Origin of the sequence: Rhizobium sp. BG4 (assembly GCF_016864575.1) — a bacterium.
GTDB lineage: Bacteria > Pseudomonadota > Alphaproteobacteria > Rhizobiales > Rhizobiaceae > Rhizobium.
In genome coordinates this window covers 3,658,625-3,678,647 of the sequence record NZ_CP044125.1, presented here as the reverse complement: position 1 = coordinate 3,678,647, position 20,023 = coordinate 3,658,625, and the positions used below count along the sequence as shown (strand labels likewise).

Below are 20,023 nucleotides of genomic sequence, written 5' to 3'. Positions count from 1 at the left end.
AATCCGAACGATTCATTCGTTTCCCTTTTGTACTCTTTGCCTCTTCACTTTCGCGCTGACTCTCTCCATATTCCGGCCATGGCCAAAACTCCGAAGAAATCTCCCGCCCCGAATGGCTTCGAGGAAGCTCCCCAGTCGTCTTTCGAAGGCGCCCCGCTCGAAGGGTCCGTCGCCGACTGGGTGAAGCAGCTGGAGCGTGATGCCGAGGCCGCGGGCGTCGAAAGCCAGCGCGAAATCGCCTCCAAGGCGGGCAAGCACCGCAAGAAGGTCGAGAACGAGGCGCGCAAGCACAGCGAAGCCGTCAGCGTCAACAAGAAGGCGACGGTGTCCAAGACCGCGCGCGGCGTCTCGATCGGTGGCTCGACCGATCCGAAGACCCGTGCCGCCGCCGGCCTCAACCCGGTCTCCGGCCTCGATGTCGGCTTGGAGGAAGCTTCGTCGCTTTCGGCCGGCACCGCCGTCACCGCCACGGTCGATGCGCTCGCCAAGCTGATCGAGAGCGGCAACCCGCTGCACAGGAACGGCAAGATCTGGACGCCGCACCGCCCGGCCCGCCCCGACAAGTCCGAAGGCGGCATCACCATCCGCATGGACAGCGAATACAAGCCCGCCGGCGACCAGCCGACGGCGATCCGCGATCTCGTCGAGGGACTGGAGAATGGCGACCGCAGCCAGGTGCTGCTCGGCGTCACCGGCTCGGGCAAGACCTTCACCATGGCCAAGGTGATCGAGGAAACCCAGCGCCCGGCGCTGATCCTGGCGCCGAACAAGACGCTGGCGGCCCAGCTCTATTCGGAGTTCAAGAACTTCTTCCCCGACAACGCCGTCGAGTATTTCGTTTCCTACTACGACTATTACCAGCCGGAGGCCTACGTCCCGCGCTCCGACACCTATATCGAGAAGGAAAGCTCGATCAACGAGCAGATCGACCGCATGCGCCACTCGGCGACGCGCTCGCTGCTGGAGCGCGACGACTGCATCATCGTCGCCTCGGTCTCCTGCATCTACGGTATCGGCTCGGTCGAGACCTATACGGCGATGACGTTCCAGATGAATGTCGGCGACCGCCTCGACCAGCGCCAGCTGTTGGCCGACCTCGTGGCCCAGCAATACAAGCGCCGCGACATGGATTTTACCCGCGGTTCCTTCCGCGTCCGCGGCGACACGATCGAAATCTTCCCGGCCCACCTGGAAGACGCGGCCTGGCGCATCTCGATGTTCGGCGACGAGATCGACGCCATCACCGAATTCGACCCGCTGACCGGCGCCAAGACCGGCGACCTGAAATCGGTGAAGATCTACGCCAACTCGCACTATGTGACGCCGCGCCCGACGCTGAACGGCGCCATCAAGTCGATCAAGGAAGAGCTGAAGCTCCGCCTCGTCGAGCTCGAAAAGGCCGGCCGCCTGCTGGAGGCCCAGCGCCTGGAGCAGCGCACCCGCTACGATGTCGAGATGCTGGAAGCCACCGGCTCCTGCCAGGGCATCGAGAACTATTCGCGCTACCTGACCGGCCGCGATCCCGGCGATCCGCCGCCGACGCTGTTCGAATACGTCCCTGACAACGCCATCGTCTTCATCGACGAAAGCCATGTCACCGTGCCGCAGATCGGCGGCATGTACCGCGGCGACTTCCGCCGCAAGGCGACGCTGGCCGAATACGGCTTCCGCCTGCCCTCCTGCATGGACAACCGCCCGCTCCGCTTCGAGGAATGGGATGCGATGCGCCCGGATACGATCGCCGTATCGGCGACGCCAGGCGGCTGGGAGATGGATCAGTCCGGCGGCGTCTTCGCCGAACAGGTCATCCGCCCGACCGGCCTCATCGATCCGCCCGTCGAAGTCCGCTCCGCCCGCAGCCAGGTGGACGACGTGCTCGGCGAAATCCGCGAGACTGCCGCCAAGGGCTACCGCACCCTCTGCACCGTGCTGACCAAGCGCATGGCCGAGGACCTGACCGAATACCTGCATGAACAGGGCGTGCGCGTCCGCTACATGCACTCGGATATCGACACGCTGGAGCGCATCGAGATCATCCGCGACCTGCGTCTCGGCGCCTTCGATGTCCTCGTCGGCATCAACCTGCTGCGCGAAGGCCTCGACATTCCCGAATGCGGCTTCGTCGCCATTCTCGACGCCGACAAGGAAGGTTTCCTGCGCTCCGAGACCTCGCTGATCCAGACCATCGGCCGTGCCGCGCGTAACGTCGACGGCAAGGTCATCCTCTATGCCGACAACATCACCGGCTCGATGCAGCGCGCCATGGACGAGACCGCGCGGCGCCGCGAAAAGCAGATGGCCTACAATACCGAACACGGCATCACGCCAGAGAGCGTCAAGGCCCGCATCTCCGACATCCTCGACTCGGTCTACGAACGCGACCACGTCCGCGCCGACATTTCGGGCGTCAATGGCAAGGGCTTCGCCGACGGCGGCAACCTCGTCGGCAACAACCTGCAGGCCCATCTCAACGCGCTGGAAAAATCCATGCGCGACGCCGCCGCCGACCTCGACTTCGAAAAAGCCGCCCGCCTGCGCGACGAAATCAAACGCCTCAAGGCCGCCGAACTCGCCGTCATGGACGACCCGATGGCCCGCGAGGAAGCCAAGTCGATGGAAGCCGGCAAGCGGGATGCTTCGAGGCTTCGTTCGACGGCACCAAAGCCGGAAAGTGGAGCGAGCGGCCGCAACGAGTCGATCTCCCCACCCGTGGGGGAGATGGCCGGCAGGCCAGAGGGGGGCGATCTTGCTCCGACCTCCCTCTTCCGCCGCAACGACCTCGACGAAATGACCGTCGGCCGCACGGAAAAGCCTGTATCAGGCACGCTGCCGGAAAAGCCCGACGCATCGAAGAGCACAAAGCGGTTCTCGCCGCTGATGGAGGGGCAACCGGAGCGTGACGACCCGCGACCGCTGGTGCGCGGCAAGACGGGGGTTGGGAGCTATGAGGATCCGGGCGAGCAGAAGCGTAAGAGCCGGACGAAGGGCAAGACCGGGCGGCCGGGGCGGTGACAAACGCCTTCGCCAAGTCGCAAGAGCGGGATAACGATGAAAATAAATCCAGCATAGGTTGACTTAATCGAAACGAAAGATACCGTCGCGAGATACTTTTAGGACGGATCATTTCAATGGGTGAACTTTCAAAGAAGATTGGCGACGATGGTGAGAAGTTAATTCGAAACTTTCTCGCTATGATCGGGTGGGAGCGCGCGCTAGAGAATATCAGTATCGCGTGTATGAGGCCTCAGAAACACGCGACAGAAAACCAGATAAAAGGTCGCCAGACGCATGGCATTGATTTGCTTTTCCCGCAAAAGAAGCAGCTAGAAGACTTTCGCGCCGAGCACGTGATTATGTCAGTTAAGTTTAGTCAGAAGGCCTATCCCAAAAGCCCATCTTCGACATTCAAGGGTTACATCACGGACTTAGCGCACACTATCGAGTGCTACAAAAATTCCGACGCCCATCGAGAATCTCTTCGGGGGCTTACGGATACAAAGGAAGTCAATTCCGAGTCCTTTGTTGGAGTATTATTTTGGCTTACGTCAGAAAAATCTTCCGACCAAGATATTATTTCAAAAATTTCTAATGCAAATATTCCATCATCTCTGAAATTTGAAACCATACAAGTAGTGGATAACAACAGAGCGCAATTCATATACAATTCTCTGGCTGCAGCAAAAAGAATTTTCCCTACCGACAACATTAGTTTCAATTATACGAGATACTCTGACAATTTCACCGATAGAAATATACCGACGCACGGCCTGTCGATGCCTTCAGAGTTTTTCGGAATTAGGTAGCAACTGCCACCAGACTCTCTGCCATTGAACTCTTAGGATCGACGCGATCCTAAAGGAGTGGTTGCGTATGGTTCTTGTTGCGGATGAATTGAAGAGAAAGCGGGCAGATCTCGGCGCGCAGATTGAAGAGCTGAGAATCCAGATTGCCGCGCTGGAGCAGCAGCAGATCGCTTTCGATCTCGTCATTCGAACCTACGAATCCGACTACATGCCCGATACATCAGGCACAGTTCGCCGCTCGAAGCGGGCAACTCCCAGTCCCAACAGCATTACCCAGCTCTTCAAGGGCTTTGATCGGCGAAGCTTTGTCCTGAGAACTCTACGCACGGCTGAACGACCGATGTCTACAGCAGACTTCGCTCGCGTCTTCGCGACCGAAACGGGCCTTGCGGAAGACGATGCCAGACTGGGCCAGATCGGTAGCCGCTTTTCTCAGGTTCTTGATCAGCTCGCGAAGGCCAACCGCATCAGGCGGGCCGGAATGATCGACGGGCGCCGCTACCAGTGGGAGGTCGCGGCCTAACCCGGCTACGCATCAGGGCTTTCGCCGCCCTTCCAAACGAGATCTGGCGGATGGTTCCCCTGCCAGTAGCCGCACAGGTTTCTTGATGTCGGCCTCGAGAGCCCCTTGTAGATCATGCCCCAGAGCTGCATGCCGTTGTCGACGCGACGGTTGTCTTCGCGCCAGGCCATCTCAGCCGCGTACCAGTCGAAATACCTGACCGAGAAGCGATGATGGATGCCTACGTAGGCGCGCTGGATACGGCTGAAGAAGCTCTCGACGTGGTTCGTGTTGACCCCGCCCTTCGCCTGATATTCCTCGCTGTGGTTGACCCGGTGGAGTTCCTGCAGGCCTTCGAGATCATCGTAGCTGAAATGCTCGTCTGCGTGCAGGCGAGACCCCCTACGGACGTGCTTCCTGACCATCTCCCATGCCTCGTTGGAATCCTCGCTCCGGATGACGCGCGTCAGCGTCTGCTCTCTGCCGCGGCCGAACGGCGACTTCTCGCGCATCGTCAGGATTGTCAGGCGCTTGTTGTTCTGGTTCTCGGCTCGTCGTCGATCGACGCGATCTGCCTTTCGGTTCTCCGGCTTGATGTGGCCGCCCGCGTATTTGCCGTCGATATGAATCTCGCCCTCGAGCATCATGTCCAAGCGCCTCGACGAGATCGCCTCGCGCATTTTCATGAGAATGACCCAGGCCGTCTTGTACTGGACGCCCAGCTCGCGAGAGAGCTGCAGAGCGCTCTTGCCCTTGACCGAGTTCACCGAGAACCACAGCGCCGTCAGGATGTCGAGAAAGGGCATCTTCCGGAAGGCGAAGACCGTCCCGGTGGTGACAGAGAATTCCCGGCGGCATGCTTGGCACTTGAAGCGTTTGCGGCGGATCTCCCAGCAGCTCTTGTTACTGCAACGCACGCACTCCGGCTTCCCGTGGCTGTCCGGCCACCGGAGGAAGCAAAAGACCTTGTAGGCTTTTTCCTCGTCGAACGTCCTGAGGTTCTTAAACGTGAAGGTGCGGCAATAGGGCGAGAGCAGGAAGTGCTGGTTGCCCCAATATTTCTACCCTCCGAAGTGCCTCCAGTTCAGAGGAGATAGAGGGCTGCGACGGACTGGTGGCGGGAAGGTTGATTGGCATGTTCGGTCCCTTGGTGATTACGCGATACGACAGGGCACCGCCGGGGTCGGCGGGCAGAAAATCAGCGTTGTCGTATGTCTATGGGCCTGAACATGCCGCGGACCCTACCAGGCTCGTAGCGAAGAGTCGATCGGATTCTTCTCGCGCTAGCGTCCCGCTCTAGGGAGCTGGTGGCAGTTGCTACCTAATTCCGGAAAAATCACATATCGAAAGAGTCGGTAGTTGTAAGTATGAAATTTTCCGACTTCTCAAATAAAAACAGAATAAAATTCTTAAAAATAATAATACAACAACGCACCAGCCCAGAACTAGCTTTTGCTGACTTAAAAGAACTAGGAATGAGACCGGCAGAAGATTTGAGCCTACCAGAAAATATAAAATGGATGGAGGAGCATTTTAAAGCAATGGATTTCAGAGGCAACAAGATGCACGCATCTGTATTCCTCAAAGATGAGTCAATCCACGAATACCTGGAAGTATATAGTATGCAAGCCGTTGCATCTTTCAGCTACGTTGACTGCGAGGGCGAGTGTGAAATCGTATGCGAATTTCCAGATTTAATTGCCAAGCAACGTAGAGACGCTGAGCTAATCGTCAGCGTAGACAAGGTACGTCTGGACAAGGCGGACGACTCGGTGAGAGTTTCAAATATAAAAGAAAGAATATTGGAAGTAATAAATCGTGACAAGCTTTCGGCGTATAGAGACTTAGCAGCGACGAACGCATGAGTTTTTGGAGGGAGGCGCGCCGCTAGCTGGCAGTAGATACAAAATTAGGGGCCAGTTTAGTGTAATCGTCATGCGGCCGCTACTCCGCAGCCTCCCCCCGCCTCACCTCAACCTCACTCCCCCGCTCCGCCACCATCACCAACGCCTCCAGCTCATAACTATACCCCTCGATCATCTGATACGCATGCTCGATCGCTTCGATCTGACCCTGCGCCTTCTGGATCGCGTCGGTGATCGACTGGCTCCGCGCCCGCAGCATCGAGCCGAGGACGTCGGTTTCGGGGCGGCGGCCGAGGCGGTCGATATGCTGGCGCACGCGGTTGCGGTGGCGTTCCAGTTCCAGGATGTGGAAGCGGTTCTTGACGATGTCGTCGGAGAGTTTGCGGCGGATGGCGGCGACGGGGTCGAAGCTGCCGGGTTCGCGCTCGTCGAGGATGATGTCGTTGACGAGCTTTTCCAGCATCAGCACGCCCTCAATATCCTTCGGGTCGGCGAGCTGCGGATCATAGCCGGTATCGTCATAGACGCGGCGGCGCACCGGGTCCTTCAGGAGATCATAGGCGGCCTGCAGCCTGCCGAAATGCTCGGCATCGCCGCCGGCATCGGGATGCGCGGTCTTGGCGGCCTTGCGCCAGGCGCTGCGGATCGCCTGCTCGCCTGCATCGCGGTCAATTCCGAGCATCACATAGGGATCGATCAAACCGCCCACCTCTTCCGCATTCGCATTCCCGCAGCGCGTCTATTCCGGCCGATGTCTCCGGCCGGTGACGCCCTGCAGCATCCTTGTTTCAGACCTACGCGCTTGCCCCGGCTGCATCAAGCCCCGGCCGCGCCGGCCCACATTATTCCGCCGGTCGGGACGAAATTGTGAACTCGCCGCCATTTTCATGGGGAAAGCGCGACGGCGGGCCGGTGTCGCATCCGGATTTTGCCGCTCGCTTTCCGGGCTTTTGTTCTGTATAGCACCCTCGTTCCCGGCGGTTGCGCTTCGCGCCCCGCCTTCCCATCCCTGATGGGCCAGATTGTGGCGGGACGGCAGCGAAACAGGATCGAGACGGCATGGCGGCGCAAGGCGGCGGGACATCTTTGGCTGAAGGCAAGGCGCATTATTCCAATGGGCCTGTCTTTGCCGTGGCGCCGATGATCGACTGGACCGATCGTCATTGCCGCTATTTTCACCGCCAGATCAGCCACAATGCCCTCCTCTATACCGAGATGGTCGTCGCCGACGCGATCATTCATGGGCCGCGCGAACGGCTGCTCTCCTTCGATGCCGCCGAACATCCGATCGCGCTGCAGCTTGGCGGCTCCGATCCGGCAAAGCTCGCCGAGGCCGTCAGGATCGCCGCGCCCTATGGCTATGACGAGATCAATCTCAATGTCGGCTGCCCCTCCGACCGCGTGCAATCCGGCACGTTCGGCGCCTGCCTGATGCTGACGCCCGAAGTGGTGGCGGACTGCGTGCGTGCCATGAAGGCGGTGTCCTCGGTGCCCGTTACCGTCAAGTGCCGCATCGGCGTCGACGAGCAGGATCCGGAAGCCGCCCTGCCCGATCTCGTCACACGCGTGCTCGATGCCGGCGCCGATGCGATCTGGATCCATGCCCGCAAGGCCTGGCTGAAGGGTCTGAGCCCGAAGGAAAACCGCGAGATCCCGCCGCTCGACTATTCGATGGTCTATCGCATGAAGGAGCGCTGGCCCGGCGTCTTCATCGGCATCAATGGCGGCATCCAGACGCTGGATGAAGCGCAGGCGCATCTCGCGCATGTCGATGGCGTCATGCTCGGCCGCGCCGCCTATCAGAATGCGGCGATCCTGGCCGATGTCGACCAGCGCTTCTATGGCGCACCGGCCAAGGAGATGGATTGGGACGCCTTGCGCGACCGGATGATGGCCTATGCCGCTGCTCATATCGACAATGGCGGCCGCCTGCAGCATATCGCCCGCCACATGGTCGGCCTGTTCACCGGCCTGCCGGGCGCACGCCGCTACCGCCAGATCCTGTCGACCGATGCGACGAAGCCCGGCGCCGGCCCCGATGTCATCGCCGCAGCCTTCGCCGCCGTCGATCTCTCCGCCGCACCGGCGGAAGCGCTCAGCGCCTGATGTCGCACGACAGCCCAAACGAAAAACGGCGCCCCTGGAGGCGCCGTTCTCATTCCTGCCGGAAGGCAGAAATCGAATTAGTTAGCCGAGATGTTGACGGCCTTCGGGCCCTTGCCCATGCGATCCGGCTCGGTGTCGAACGTGACCTGCTGGCCTTCGCGCAGCGACTGGATGCCGGAAGCCTGGAGAGCGGAGATGTGGACGAATACGTCCTTAGCGCCGCCTTCCGGAGTGATGAAACCAAAACCCTTGTCCTGGTTGAAGAATTTTACGGTGCCCTTGGTGGCCATGTGGGATAGTCCTTTTCCCTTAGTCTTGTCTTAGTATCCGCCCCCTCGAGAGGAAGCGGACGGCTTTAGCTTTCGTCCCGAAACCGGGCGCGAAGGGTCAGTCGGAGAAGTCACGTACGGGGAAAGAACGTCTACGAAGCGGTTTCTAGCCGCTCTGCCACCCTTGCGGGAGGGCTACCACATCTGTCCAGTCACCGGCATGCTAATGCCCGAGTACTGCATGACGTGACAGCATTCGGGAAAAAAAGCAAGCGGCAATATTGTGGCATGCTCATGAGCAAGGCCGGAAATGCCAAAGATTCAGATACTTGACCAATGGTAACACTCCACAGCCACTGCTGTTTCAAAACGGGATTCCGTGCCGGAAAAGGACCCGTCGTTACCCGGCGATCAGAAGCAGCACATAAGCGATGACGGTGACCATCAGTCCGCGAAACGCGAGTGTGACGCAACGATACTTGCCGCGCGCAATGGTGGAGAGAATATCGGCATTGTCGAGATATTCGGCGAAGAGATAACGCTCGTCGCGCCGTGCCGCCGCGTCCCAGAAGAGCTGCCGGTGCTCGCCCCAGGTGCCCCAGAATAGCGAGGTGGACTTGGTGAGATGGCGCGGCAGCACCACCAGGATCGCCGACAGGATCGAGAAGACGGACGCCGCTGCAAGCAGACCGGAGAACAGAATGTGCTGCAGGTTTCCGTCCGCATAGCGCGTCCATGTAAAGACCGCGCGTACCTCGCTGGAGCTGACGAGAAAGGCAAGCATGAAGGTGAAGATGTAAGCCGCCTTCTGATCGGATATCTTGATCTGATCGTAGAAGATGTCGTTTATCTTCTTGATATGATCGAAATATTCCGATCCGATATCCCCTGTCGAAGGATCGCTCATCATCAGTTCAGTCGCACTTTCGAAATCCGCCACGCACTTAACTCCGCCGCAAAGTGTTTCCCTGATATTACACTTCACAACCAAAGCAATAGCATAAGTAGAACTCTGCTTGACTTTTGGCGGCACCAAAGACAAACGCTTTTCTATGAGGGGTAGATTTACGAATTCCATGTCCGCCGTGATGGCGTTGACTGTGGCAGCGTCTTTTGTTGCGCGGCCGGCAGCGGCCGACCCTGTTTTGCGCGCCGAACCGGCAGCCGGTTCCGTCATCGACCGCAAGATGGGCGAGGAAGTCCGCTTCGTCGATCTGTCGAACTGGCAAAACGTCGACCTGCACCAGGATCTGCTCGGCGGCGACGTGCTGCGCACCAATGCATCCGGCCAGCTCGCCATCCTCTTTGCCGACCGCACCCAGGTTCGCCTCGGCCGCAATTCGGCGCTGCAGGTCAAGAAGATGGCGCGCGACGGCGACACGATCCTCAACCTGCAATCCGGTACCATGTGGGCCCGCGCGCAGCGCGGCGGCACGGGGCTGACGGTCGAGACCCCGGCTGCGGCCGCCGCTATCCGCGGCACGGACTGGACGCTGACCGTCAAGGGCGACCAGACCTCGCTGATCGTGCTCGAGGGCCAGGTCGAGCTGAAGAACGACTATGGCAGCGTCCAGGTGGCGGAGGGCGAAGGCGCCGTCGCCACCATCGGCCAGGCGCCGCGCAAGCTCGTCATCGTCACGCCGGATGATCGCGAGCAGATGCTCTTCTACCTGACGCTGCGCAGCGGCTTCACCTTCATGCCCGCCTCGCCGCTTCCGGTGCAGAAGATGCGCAGCGAGCGCGGCCGCATCGAGGCCAAGGCGCCCGGCGCCCGCAACGCCGAGGACTGGCTGACGCTTGCCGAAGTGCAGCTCTCGCTCGATGGCCGCAGGAAAGCGCTGGAATCCCTGGCGCAGGCCCGCGCCTCCCGTCTCTCGGCCTCCCAGCGCGCCCGCGCCGATCTCATCGAGGCGCTGATCGCCGGCGCCGAGAAGCGCTATGACGATGCGGCGAAACTCTTTGCCAGCGCCGAACGCTCCCTCGATCCGCTGCGCCGCGGCATCGCCGCCTACGGCGGCTATTACGCCCGGTCGCTCCGCGATCCCTCCCGCAACGAGAAGCCGCCGGCGAGCGTCACCGGCCCCTACGCCGCGGTGATGAAGGCCTACACGGCCGGCTTCCTCGAAGACATCCCGGCAGCGATCGCCACGATGAAGCAGGCCGAAGCGCGCTATCCTGATGACTCGACGCTGCCGGCGCTGCGCGCCCAGCTCGCGCTGCTGATCAACGACCGCGTCCAGATGCAGGACGCAATCGCCCGCTCGCTGGCGATCGACCCGCAGGATCCGAACGCCCTTCAGGCCCGCGCCCGCATGCGCGCCGATTATCAGGGGGATCTCGAAGGCGCCCTCGCCGACTTGAACGCAGCGATCGAAGTGGCGCCCGGCTCATCGATGGCCTGGAACGACCTCGGTCTGCTGCAGGATGCCCGCGGCGCCTCGCGCGAAGCCGAAGCCGCGCTGAAGAAAGCAATCGAGCTCGATCGCGACGATCCGATCGGTCATGCCAATCTGGCAATTCTCTATCTCGATCAGTCACGGATGAAGGAAGCCAAGCGCGAAATCGACCTCGCGCTCGCCGCCGACCCGGCCTTCGACATCGCCCTTCTCGCCCGCGGCCGCTACTATCTGCAGATGGGCGAGATGGACAAGGCGATCGACGATCTCCTGGCGTCTTCGACGGCCAATCCGGCGCATTCGCAGGCGCAGCTTATGCTCGCCGCCGGCCACTACGAAAAGGGCGACCGCGTCCTCTCCGAACAGGCGCTCGACAATGCCGACCGGCTGGACAAGAACGATCCGGTAATCTCGTCATTCCGCACCGCCGTCGCGATCGACGATTACGATCCGGATGGCGCGCTTGAGAATGCCCAGGAATTCCTGCGCCGCTCCAAGGCCCGCGGCGGCCACTACGGCTCGCTCGGCGCCAATCAGGATGCCGGCTCGACGCTGAACAACGCCTTCCGCCTGCGCGGCCTCAACGCCTGGGGCCGCTATTACGGCGATGCGGTCTTCGACCCCTTCGCCGGCAGCGGCTATGTCGACCAGTCGATCCGCGGCAACATCCGCCCCTTCGCCAATGCCGAAATCTTCGACGACGAGATCGATCTCTACAAGCTGAACTCGAACAGCTTCTCGGCGCTCTTGCAGGGTCTACTGCTCGATCCGCACATGCTGTCCGGCCGCTCCCGCTCTGCAAATCTTCTGCGCCGCCCGTTTCTGGAGGGCTCGCTTGGCGCGGGCTTCATCAATTCGGCTGGCGAGACGAAACCGACGGGTGAAGCGGAACTGCAGGGTTTTGCCAATGCCCCGTTCCCGGTGAGCGGGTATCTGAATCTGACGTGGGTGCAGACGCCGTATGGCGGCGATTATGGTCCGTTCCTGACCAGTCCCGCAGGTTTCGGTGGCCAAGGCAGCTTTGACGGAGACATTCGTAATCTGTCCGGCAACGGATATTTGACGGCCACCCCCAATCCAGATGACCGCTTTGTTCTTTACGCCAATCACTCCGACAGCCGGCTCGATCAGTTAATCAGCTTCCCCACTGTGGGCTACACCGAGAGCGACGACATCGATACGAAGTCAACGGCGGCCGGCCTGGGCTGGAGCCACACATTCGGCTATCGGAATGTCGTCAATGCCGCATTCTTCTACACGAGTGCCGAACAGAACGTTGAACAGGAGCTCGTCGCTCCACCGCTAGTGCGCATAGCCGACAGCGTACAGCGCAACTATGTGGCAGCGATCAATCATCTCTATGGCGTCGAAGATCTGACCTGGCGCTACGGCATCGAGGGCGGCTTTGCCGATATCAACGCTACCGATTCACTTCTCGGCACTTCGGTCGATGAACGGATCGGCATCGGTCGTGTCTATGTCGATCTGCTTCATGAGATTACCCCAAGCCTCAAGGCCGAGTACGCGCTTTTCGGCACAGTGATGGACGGCGGCTCGACAGATGTCGCGAGGCTCGAGCCGCGTTTCGGCGTCGCCTGGGCACCGCTCGACGGTCAATGGCTGCGAGCGGCCTTCATGCGCCAGAGCTACGACATGGGCTCCCCGACCTTGTCACCGATCGGTGTCGTCGGCATCCAGTCCAATCAACCCTATTCCGGCATTGACGGCTATACGGACACGATCGCGCTCCAATGGGATGCTCAGTGGACCGATCGGCTGTTCACCAGCATCGAATACCAACATCAGGAAATTCGCGACCTCGATCTGGCCTATCCGGTAGCGGGTCCCTTTCTGCCCTATCTGCCTGGTGGCCTCACCATCAGCAAAGCGAACATCGATCGTGTCAGCGCAACAGCCAACGTTGCGCTCGCCTACGGCTTCGGCGTTTCCGCGACTGTCGCCTATTCCCACTCCACGAATGAAGATACGGGCAGCGCCGGCTTCGGTGATGCCCTGCCCTACATTCCCGAGAGGAGCGGTCAGCTCGCCCTCACCTGGGTCAACGAAGCGAACGTCAAGGCGACGGTCGCGGCAAACTACATCGGTGAACGCCAGGGCGACGGCGGCCTCGGTGGCGCAGATCGCCTTGACGACTACTGGACCCTCGACGCCAATCTCATATGGGAACCGCTCGACAAGCGTTTCGCCCTCGAAGCGTCTGCCTTCAATCTTCTCGACGAGGATTTCGAGGTTGCGCCCGGCGTGCCGGGCTGGGGGCGTGCGGTCAAGGGCAGCCTGAAGATCCGCTTCTGATGCGCTCCAATCCCCGCCAGTCCATCCGCGCTCCCGGCTGGCCGTTCAGCAGCCGGCCGGTCAGGCTTGCCGTGCTGGTGCTGGCGACGCTGGTGGCGATTTCGTTTCTGTCGCGGCTGCCGGCCTGGTCGCTGCTCGAACTCCGGAGCTTCGACTATCTCTCGACCGTCGATGATCCTCTTCCGCCCGAGGACGCGCCCGTCATCGTCGCGATCGACGAACCGGCGCTGGCGCAGATCAACGCCCAATGGCCCTGGCCGCGCCGCCTGCACGCCGACCTGATCAAGGCACTGCGGGCCGCCGGCGCCAAGGCGATCGGCCTCGACATCATCATGGCCGAGCCCTCTTCTCCCGAGAATGACACGGCGGTCACTGCAGCCTCTGCACCCGATCTGGTGCTTGCCGGTGATGAAACGCTGATCCAGGCGCCGCAGGCCGATCAGCTGATCCGCACCACCCCGATGCCGCAGTTCACGGCCGCCGGTGCCAGAACCGGCATCGCCTCGATCGAGCTTAGCGGCGACGGCACCTTCCGCACCATTCCCGCCTATCGCGACGGCTTTGCCGTGATGCTGGCGGCCGCCGCGGGAAAGGCGGCCGCGATGCCGCCCGCGGGCGCAATGATCCAGTCCTTCGGCCCGGCCCGCAGCTATCCGACGGTCTCCTATTATCAGGCGCTCGATCCGCCGACTTTCCTGCCCCTAATTTCTTCAGGAATCGCGTTGTGCTCGTCGGTCTCAGCCTGCAGAACGCGCCCGAGATCGACAAGGGCGGCGCCGATACCTTTGCGACACCCTATACCGTCCACACCGGCAAGCTGGTGGCTGGCGTCGAGATCCAGGCAACGATCTACGACAATATCGTCCATCGCTTCTATATCGCCAGGGGCGCGCTGCCGCTGGTGGCACTGGCGATCCTCGTCGCGGCGATCCTCGCGGCGGCAACGGTCTGGCGCTCCACCAGCTGGCTGACGCTCGCAGCCGCGATTGCCGCGATCGGTGTCTTCGCTGCCGCAAGCTTCGCCGGCATCCGCTTCGGCCATGTCTTCGTCTCGCCACTCGGCCCGTCGATCGCCTATATCGCCGTCGCCTTCGGCCAGGCTGCCTTCGACTTCGCCGAGGAGCGGCGCAACAAGCAGCAGATCACCCGCGCCTTCTCGCAATATATCTCGCCGGAACTCGTCAAGCGGCTGACGGAAGACCCCTCGCAGCTGAAGCTCGGTGGCGAGCGGCGCACGCTCTCGGTGCTGTTTTCGGATGTGCGCGGCTTCACGACCATCGCCGAGACGATGAAGGACGATCCGGAGCAGCTGACGACGCTGATCAACCGGCTGCTGACGCCGCTGTCCGAAGTGGTGATCAACCATGGCGGCACGATCGACAAATATATGGGCGATTGCATCATGGCCTTCTGGAACGCGCCGCTCGACGATCCCGATCATGCCATGCATGCCGTCACCGCATCGCTGGCGATGCAGGAGGAGATCACCAAGCTCAATCGCGAGCTGGAAACCGAAGCCAAGGCCTTTGGTACGCCGCTGCATGTGCTGAAGATGGGCGTCGGCATCAATACCGGCGAATGCGTCGTCGGCAATATGGGCTCCACCCGCCGCTTCGACTATTCCTGCCTCGGCGACAGCGTCAACCTCGCCTCACGGCTGGAGGGCGCCTCGAAGAATTATGGCGTCGCGCTTCTGCTCGGCGAGACCACGGCATTCCTGGTCAGCGGCAGATACACGATCGCCGAGCTCGACCGCGTCATCGTCAAGGGCAAGACCGTCCCTGCCCCTGTCTTCACCATTCTGCACCGGGCCAATGACGATGCGCTCGCCGCCCACGCACTGTTCCTGCAGGCGAAATATGCCGGCGAACTGGTCGAGGACGATCCCCGCTTCGACGTGATGGCGGCGATGATCCCGGAACTTTCGGGCTATTACGCCGTCATGCGCCACGATGCGGCACAGGACCGATAATCGCGCCAGCGTCCTTTCCCTGCGTCACCTTTTACGTCTAAGATCACCGCACCGATAACAGCAAGAGCATGCCATGTCCGCCGATCTCCAGACCGTCATCCCCGTCCCACAGCCCGTTCTGCTTCCCGTCGAAGGCAGCGCCGATTTCTTCCCCGTGCGCCGCGTCTATTGCGTTGGCCGCAACTATGCCGACCATGCGATCGAGATGGGGCATGACCCGAGCCGCGAGCCGCCGTTCTTCTTCCAGAAGAACCCGGACAATCTGCTGCCCGCCGGAAAGCCCTTTCCCTATCCGCCGCTCTCCGAAGATGTGCATTACGAAGCCGAATGCGTGATCTTCCTGAAGGAAGGCGGCGAGAACATTCCGGTCGAGAAGGCGCTTGACTGCATCTATGGCTACGCGATCGGCATCGATTTCACCCGCCGCGACCTGCAGGCCGTCGCCAAGAAGATGGGCCGCCCGTGGGAAGTCGCGAAGGCCTTTGAATTCTCCGCACCGGTCTCGCCGATCGTCCCCGCCGATGAGCTCGGCCATCCCACAAGCGGCCGCATCTGGCTCGATCACAATGGCAAGCGCGTCCAGGAAGGCGATCTCAACCAGATGATCTGGAAGGTGCCGGAGATCATCGCCGAGCTCTCGAAGCTCTTCATCCTGGCGCCCGGCGACGTAATCATGACCGGCACGCCCGCCGGCGTCGGCGCCGTCGTAAAGGGCGATACCGTCGAATGCGGTATCGATGGCATCGCCACGCTTACCGTCACCGTCAGCTGAGGAATTGCCATGCCGGTCTATGCGCTCGGAGGATTGAAGCCACGCCTTCCCGCAAGCGGTCTTTACTGGATCGCTCCGGATGCGCATGTGATCGGTGACGTCGAGGTTGGCGAAGGCGTCGGCATCTGGTTCGGCGCGGTGTTGCGCGGCGACAACGAGCCGATCGTTGTCGGCCGCAACACCAATATCCAGGAAGGCGCGATGTTGCATACCGATCCCGGCGCGCCCGTGACAATCGGCGCAGGCTGCACCATCGGCCACCACGCCATCGTCCACGGCTGCACGATCGGCGACAACGCGCTGATCGGCATGGGTGCGACCGTGCTGAATGGCGCGAAGATCGGCAACAACTGCCTGGTCGGCGCCAATGCACTTGTCACCGAGGGCAAGGAATTCCCCGACGGCTCGCTGATCGCCGGCTCCCCCGCCCGCGTCATCCGCACACTGGATGAAAAGGCGATCGAGGGGCTGAAGCGCTCGGCGGAGAAATACGTGTCGAACTGGCAAAGGTTCGCGCGGGATCTCAGGCGACTAGACTAAGGGATTACGGCCAGAAATCCCCTCCAGGTTGAAAGGCAGCCCGTCGATATCTAGAATACGATCGTCTGGGGAGGATCGGATGGCCGTTTACATCATTTCATTCGCTTTGAGTTTTGCCGTCATCATAGGCCTGAACTTCGCCTTCTCGGCGGACGGCAACTGGAGCCATTGGCTCTACATGTTTGCCATCGTCGTTGCCTTCCAGCTGATCATGCGCGTCTTCGCCCGGCGGCAGGCCAAGGACGGCAAGAGCAAGCAGCAGTAACGCTGCTGCCCGGCATTTCACGAAGCCTAGGCGGCGCAGCTCTCGCAAACGCCGCGGATCTCGATCGTCGTCTTCTCGGCCTTGAACTTCTTGGCGCGCATCCGGTCCATCAGCCGGTGATCGACCTCGTGGTCGTGGAATTCGATCACCTGGCCGCAGCTTTCGCAGATGGCGAAGGCGACGGTGCCGTGGTTGTGGCAGTTCTCGTCCGGATGGGCGCAGACGACGAAGGAGTTGATGCTTTCCAGCCGGTGGACGACGCCATACTCGAGCAGCTTGTCGAGCGCCCGATAGACCTGCAACGGCGCGCGAAAGCCGTGATCCCTGAGCTTGTCGAGGATCGTGTAGGCGCTGAGCGGCCCTTCGGATTTTTCTAGGACGTCATAGACCAGAGCCTGGTTCTTGGTCAGCTGCGGCGTGTTCATGTGCCTTGTCCTTGCGCTTGTCTGCGTCCCAGCCGCGGCAGCAGGCTGAGGATGAAGAGGATGAGTGCCGCCACCACGATCGACGGGCCGGAAGGCGTGTCATAGGTCAGCGAGCCGAACAGCCCGCCGACCACGGCAACGGCGCCGATCAGCGATGCCAGAACGGCCATAATCTCCGGTGTCGGCGAAAAGCGGCGGGCGGCCGCGGCCGGAATGATCAGCAGCGAGGTGATCAGCATGATCCCGACGATCTTCATGGCGATGGCGATAACGACCGCCATCAGCAGCATGAAAAACAGCCGCGCCCTCTCGGGCTGCATGCCCTCGGCCTCGGCAAGCTCGGGATTGACGGTGGAGGCAAGCAGCGGCCGCCACAGCCAGGCGATTGCCGCGACGACGAAGATGCCGCCGCCCCAGATGACCGCGATATCACTCTTGGAGACGGCCAGGATATCGCCGAACAGGAAGGCGATAAGATCGATGCGCACCCAGGTCATGAAGGCGACCATGACGAGGCCGATCGCCAGCGTCGCATGCGAGAGAATGCCGAGCAGCGCATCGGCCGACAGCGCCTGGCGCTTCTGCAGGAGAAGCAGCAGGATCGAGACGGTGGCCGCCACGCCGAAGACGGCGAGCGTCAGGTTGAACTGGAAGAGCAGCGACAGCGCCACGCCGAGCAGCGCCGAATGGGCGATCGTGTCGCCGAAATAGGCCATCCGCCGCCAGATGATGAAGCAGCCAAGCGGCCCGGTGGTCAGCGCCAGACCGACGCCGGCGAGGATCGCACGGACGAAGAAATCGTCAAGCATGGCGCTCCCCCGCATGGTGATGATGGTGATCGTGCCCGTCGTGGTCATGGTCATGACCGTGCGGGTGATCATGATCGTGGTGATGACCATCCTCCGGATGGCAGTGATCGGTCACCGTTCCATCGGCATGCTGGACGCGGCCGTCGGGCAAATGCGTATGGTCGTGATGGTGGCTATAGACGGCAAGCGTCTGCGCCGCGCGGCTGCCGAACAGCCGCACATATTCCGGGCTCTGGCTGACGGCCTGCGGCGTGCCGCGGCAGCAGACGTGGCCGTTGAGGCAGATGACCGTATCGGTCTCGGCCATGACGACATGGAGGTCGTGCGAGATCAGCAGGATGCCGCAGCCGGTATTGTTTCGGATCTGCTTGATCAGGTCGTAGAGCGCTATCTCGCCGGAGAAATCGACGCCCTGCACCGGTTCGTCGAGCACCAGCAGATCGGGCTTGCGGGCAATGGCGCGGGCCATCAGGGCGCGCTGGAATTCGCCGCCCGAGAGGTGCTGCACCTCAGCATCGAGCATATGCGCCATGCCGGCCGCCTCGAGCGCCGTCATCATTTCCTTGTCGGCGAGCGGCCCCGTCAGCGTCATCAGCCGGCGCACGGTGAGCGGCAGCGTCCAGTCGACCGCCAGCTTCTGCGGCACATAGCCGACCTTGAGGCCGGACAGACGCTCGACCGTCCCCTCATCCGGCTTCAACACGCCGATGGCCGCCTTGGCGCTCGTCGATTTGCCGGAGCCGTTCGGGCCGATCAGCGTCACGATCTCGCCCGGCGAAACCGAGAAATCGACGCCGCGGACCAGCCAGCGCCCGTTGCGCCTGATGCCGACATTGTTGAGGGAAACCAGCGGCTTCGCCCCTGTATTGGCGGGAGATAACATAATTTTCCTGATGTGCTGTTGCGTCATGCTATCGCACACGTTATAGCATTACGCAATTGATGTAATAACATAACAAACGCTATTCAAGCGGAGCGTGCACATGAAACTGGCCGCCGGCCTCTCCCTCGCCCTTCCGGCCCTGCTTCTGGCGGGCGCAACCCAGGCCGCCGATGCGCCTGTCGTCGTCACCTCGATCAAGCCTGTCCATTCGCTGGTCGCCTCGATCATGCAGGGCGTCGGCACGCCGGAGCTGATCGTCGATGGCGCGGCCTCCCCGCATACCTACAGCATGAAGCCCTCGAATGCGCGCACGCTGCAGGACGCCAAGGTGGTGTTCTGGGTCGGTCCCGGCCTCGAGGCCTTTCTGCAAAAGCCGCTTGAATCGCTGGGCTCCGATGCCAGCATTGCCGAGCTCGACGATGCGCCGGGCCTCACCAAGCTGAAATTCCGCGAAGGCGGCGCCTTCGAGCCGCATGACGATGGCGACGAGGCCGAAGCGCACGATCACGACCATGCGGAAGCCGCCGGTCACGACGATCACGGGCATGATCATGACCACGGCGAATTCGATACCCATCTCTGGCTCGATCCCGCCAATGCCAAGGCGATGGCCGCCGAGATCACCACGACGCTGGTTGCCGCCGATCCGGCCAACGCCCTGACCTACCAGGCCAATGCCAAGACGCTTGATGACAAGCTGGATGCCCTCGACAAGGAGCTGGCGGCCACCGTCGCACCGGTGAAGGACAAGCCCTTCATCGTCTTCCACGACGCCTACCAGTATTTCGAGCACCGCTACGGTATCAAGGTCGCCGGCTCGATCACCGTCAGCCCGGAAACCATCCCCGGCGCCGAGCGCGTTTCGGAGATCCACAAGAAGGTCGGCGAACTTGGCGCCACCTGCGTCTTCGCCGAGCCGCAATTCGAACCGCGCCTCGTCGATGTCGTCATCGAAGGCACCAAGGCGAAGTCGGGCGTTCTCGATCCGGAAGCCGCCACACTCGAGGCCGGCCCCGATCTCTACTTCACCCTGATGCGCGGCATCGCGGCCAACATGAAGGATTGCCTCAGCCGCGAGAGCTGAGCTTTCGAACACCGATGAG

Annotated in this window: 17 protein-coding genes and 1 pseudogene; 11 read left to right on the top strand and 7 right to left on the bottom strand. The window is 61.5% G+C overall.

The features are described 5' to 3' along the window. Positions 1 to 78 precede the first annotated feature (78 nt). The 3 genes from uvrB (at position 79) to F2982_RS18385 (ending at position 4,326) form a co-directional block, all read left to right on the top strand. Positions 79 to 3,012, top strand: coding sequence for an excinuclease ABC subunit UvrB (gene uvrB, locus F2982_RS18395; protein ID WP_203428695.1), 2,934 nt, complete (start codon positions 79 to 81; stop codon positions 3,010 to 3,012). 116 nt (positions 3,013 to 3,128) lie between these two features. After that, on the top strand, positions 3,129 to 3,803 hold the full coding sequence (locus tag F2982_RS18390; protein ID WP_203428694.1) for a hypothetical protein: 675 nt from the start codon (positions 3,129 to 3,131) through the stop codon (positions 3,801 to 3,803). Positions 3,804 to 3,870: 67 nt separating this feature from the next. Beyond that, complete coding sequence (locus tag F2982_RS18385; protein WP_203428693.1) at positions 3,871 to 4,326, top strand: hypothetical protein; 456 nt, start codon at positions 3,871 to 3,873, stop codon at positions 4,324 to 4,326. Between the two features lie 5 nt (positions 4,327 to 4,331). On the opposite strand, the gene F2982_RS18380 is transcribed toward F2982_RS18385, so the two are convergent. Continuing rightward, complete coding sequence (locus F2982_RS18380) at positions 4,332 to 5,111, bottom strand: IS1595 family transposase (protein WP_203428692.1); 780 nt, start codon at positions 5,109 to 5,111, stop codon at positions 4,332 to 4,334. A gap of 561 nt (positions 5,112 to 5,672) precedes the next feature. Between F2982_RS18380 and F2982_RS18370 the strand changes: the two genes are divergently transcribed. Beyond that, positions 5,673 to 6,170 carry a hypothetical protein gene (locus tag F2982_RS18370; RefSeq protein WP_203428691.1) on the top strand — a complete coding sequence of 166 codons (498 nt, stop codon included), beginning with the start codon at positions 5,673 to 5,675 and terminating at the stop codon, positions 6,168 to 6,170. Positions 6,171 to 6,249: 79 nt separating this feature from the next. Here F2982_RS18370 and F2982_RS18365 read toward each other — a convergent pair whose 3' ends face one another. Then, positions 6,250 to 6,852, bottom strand: a complete 603-nt coding sequence (locus F2982_RS18365) for a J domain-containing protein (protein ID WP_203430121.1) — start codon at positions 6,850 to 6,852, stop codon at positions 6,250 to 6,252. A 458-nt stretch (positions 6,853 to 7,310) separates the two neighbouring features. Here F2982_RS18365 and dusA point away from each other — a divergent pair, with 458 nt between their 5' ends. Then, positions 7,311 to 8,276 (top strand): tRNA dihydrouridine(20/20a) synthase DusA, encoded by a 966-nt coding sequence (gene dusA / locus F2982_RS18360; RefSeq protein ID WP_246777568.1) that lies wholly within the window; start codon positions 7,311 to 7,313, stop codon positions 8,274 to 8,276. Positions 8,277 to 8,353: 77 nt separating this feature from the next. Here dusA and F2982_RS18355 read toward each other — a convergent pair whose 3' ends face one another. Together F2982_RS18355 and F2982_RS18350 are read right to left on the bottom strand one after the other, a co-directional pair. Next, positions 8,354 to 8,566, bottom strand: coding sequence for a cold-shock protein (locus F2982_RS18355; protein WP_007533154.1), 213 nt, complete (start codon positions 8,564 to 8,566; stop codon positions 8,354 to 8,356). 379 nt (positions 8,567 to 8,945) lie between these two features. Further along, a complete protein-coding gene (locus F2982_RS18350) occupies positions 8,946 to 9,485 on the bottom strand; it encodes a Pycsar system effector family protein (RefSeq protein WP_203428689.1) in 540 nt (179 codons plus the stop codon). Positions 9,486 to 9,597: 112 nt separating this feature from the next. On the opposite strand from F2982_RS18350, the gene F2982_RS18345 reads away from it, so the two are divergent. The 5 genes and pseudogenes from F2982_RS18345 to F2982_RS18325 all read left to right on the top strand — a co-directional run bounded on the left by F2982_RS18345 (position 9,598) and on the right by F2982_RS18325 (position 16,803). Beyond that, positions 9,598 to 13,254, top strand: coding sequence for a FecR domain-containing protein (locus tag F2982_RS18345; protein ID WP_203428688.1), 3,657 nt, complete (start codon positions 9,598 to 9,600; stop codon positions 13,252 to 13,254). Further along, a pseudogene (locus tag F2982_RS18340) lies at positions 13,254 to 15,226 on the top strand (adenylate/guanylate cyclase domain-containing protein). Before F2982_RS18345 ends, F2982_RS18340 begins: the two are co-directional and overlap by 1 nt. A 73-nt stretch (positions 15,227 to 15,299) precedes the next feature. Then, positions 15,300 to 15,998, top strand: coding sequence for a fumarylacetoacetate hydrolase family protein (locus tag F2982_RS18335; RefSeq protein WP_203428687.1), 699 nt, complete (start codon positions 15,300 to 15,302; stop codon positions 15,996 to 15,998). A gap of 9 nt (positions 15,999 to 16,007) precedes the next feature. After that, positions 16,008 to 16,538 carry a gamma carbonic anhydrase family protein gene (locus F2982_RS18330; protein WP_203428686.1) on the top strand — a complete coding sequence of 177 codons (531 nt, stop codon included), beginning with the start codon at positions 16,008 to 16,010 and terminating at the stop codon, positions 16,536 to 16,538. A gap of 79 nt (positions 16,539 to 16,617) precedes the next feature. Then, positions 16,618 to 16,803, top strand: coding sequence for a hypothetical protein (locus F2982_RS18325; protein WP_130278121.1), 186 nt, complete (start codon positions 16,618 to 16,620; stop codon positions 16,801 to 16,803). A gap of 26 nt (positions 16,804 to 16,829) precedes the next feature. On the opposite strand, the gene F2982_RS18320 is transcribed toward F2982_RS18325, so the two are convergent. From F2982_RS18320 to F2982_RS18310, 3 genes are read right to left on the bottom strand one after another with little or no spacing between them, the layout of a single operon-like run. After that, positions 16,830 to 17,228 carry a Fur family transcriptional regulator gene (locus F2982_RS18320; RefSeq protein ID WP_112715151.1) on the bottom strand — a complete coding sequence of 133 codons (399 nt, stop codon included), beginning with the start codon at positions 17,226 to 17,228 and terminating at the stop codon, positions 16,830 to 16,832. Continuing rightward, a complete protein-coding gene (znuB, locus tag F2982_RS18315; protein WP_203430120.1) occupies positions 17,225 to 18,037 on the bottom strand; it encodes a zinc ABC transporter permease subunit ZnuB in 813 nt (270 codons plus the stop codon). Before znuB ends, F2982_RS18320 begins: the two co-directional genes overlap by 4 nt. Further along, the gene (locus F2982_RS18310; RefSeq protein ID WP_203428685.1) at positions 18,030 to 18,920 is read right to left on the bottom strand and encodes a metal ABC transporter ATP-binding protein; all 891 of its coding nucleotides are present in this window, start codon (positions 18,918 to 18,920) and stop codon (positions 18,030 to 18,032) included. The genes znuB and F2982_RS18310 overlap by 8 nt, the downstream gene beginning before the upstream one ends. A gap of 100 nt (positions 18,921 to 19,020) precedes the next feature. Here F2982_RS18310 and znuA point away from each other — a divergent pair, with 100 nt between their 5' ends. Beyond that, a complete protein-coding gene (gene znuA / locus F2982_RS18305; protein WP_203428684.1) occupies positions 19,021 to 20,004 on the top strand; it encodes a zinc ABC transporter substrate-binding protein ZnuA in 984 nt (327 codons plus the stop codon). Positions 20,005 to 20,023: the final 19 nt, after the last annotated feature.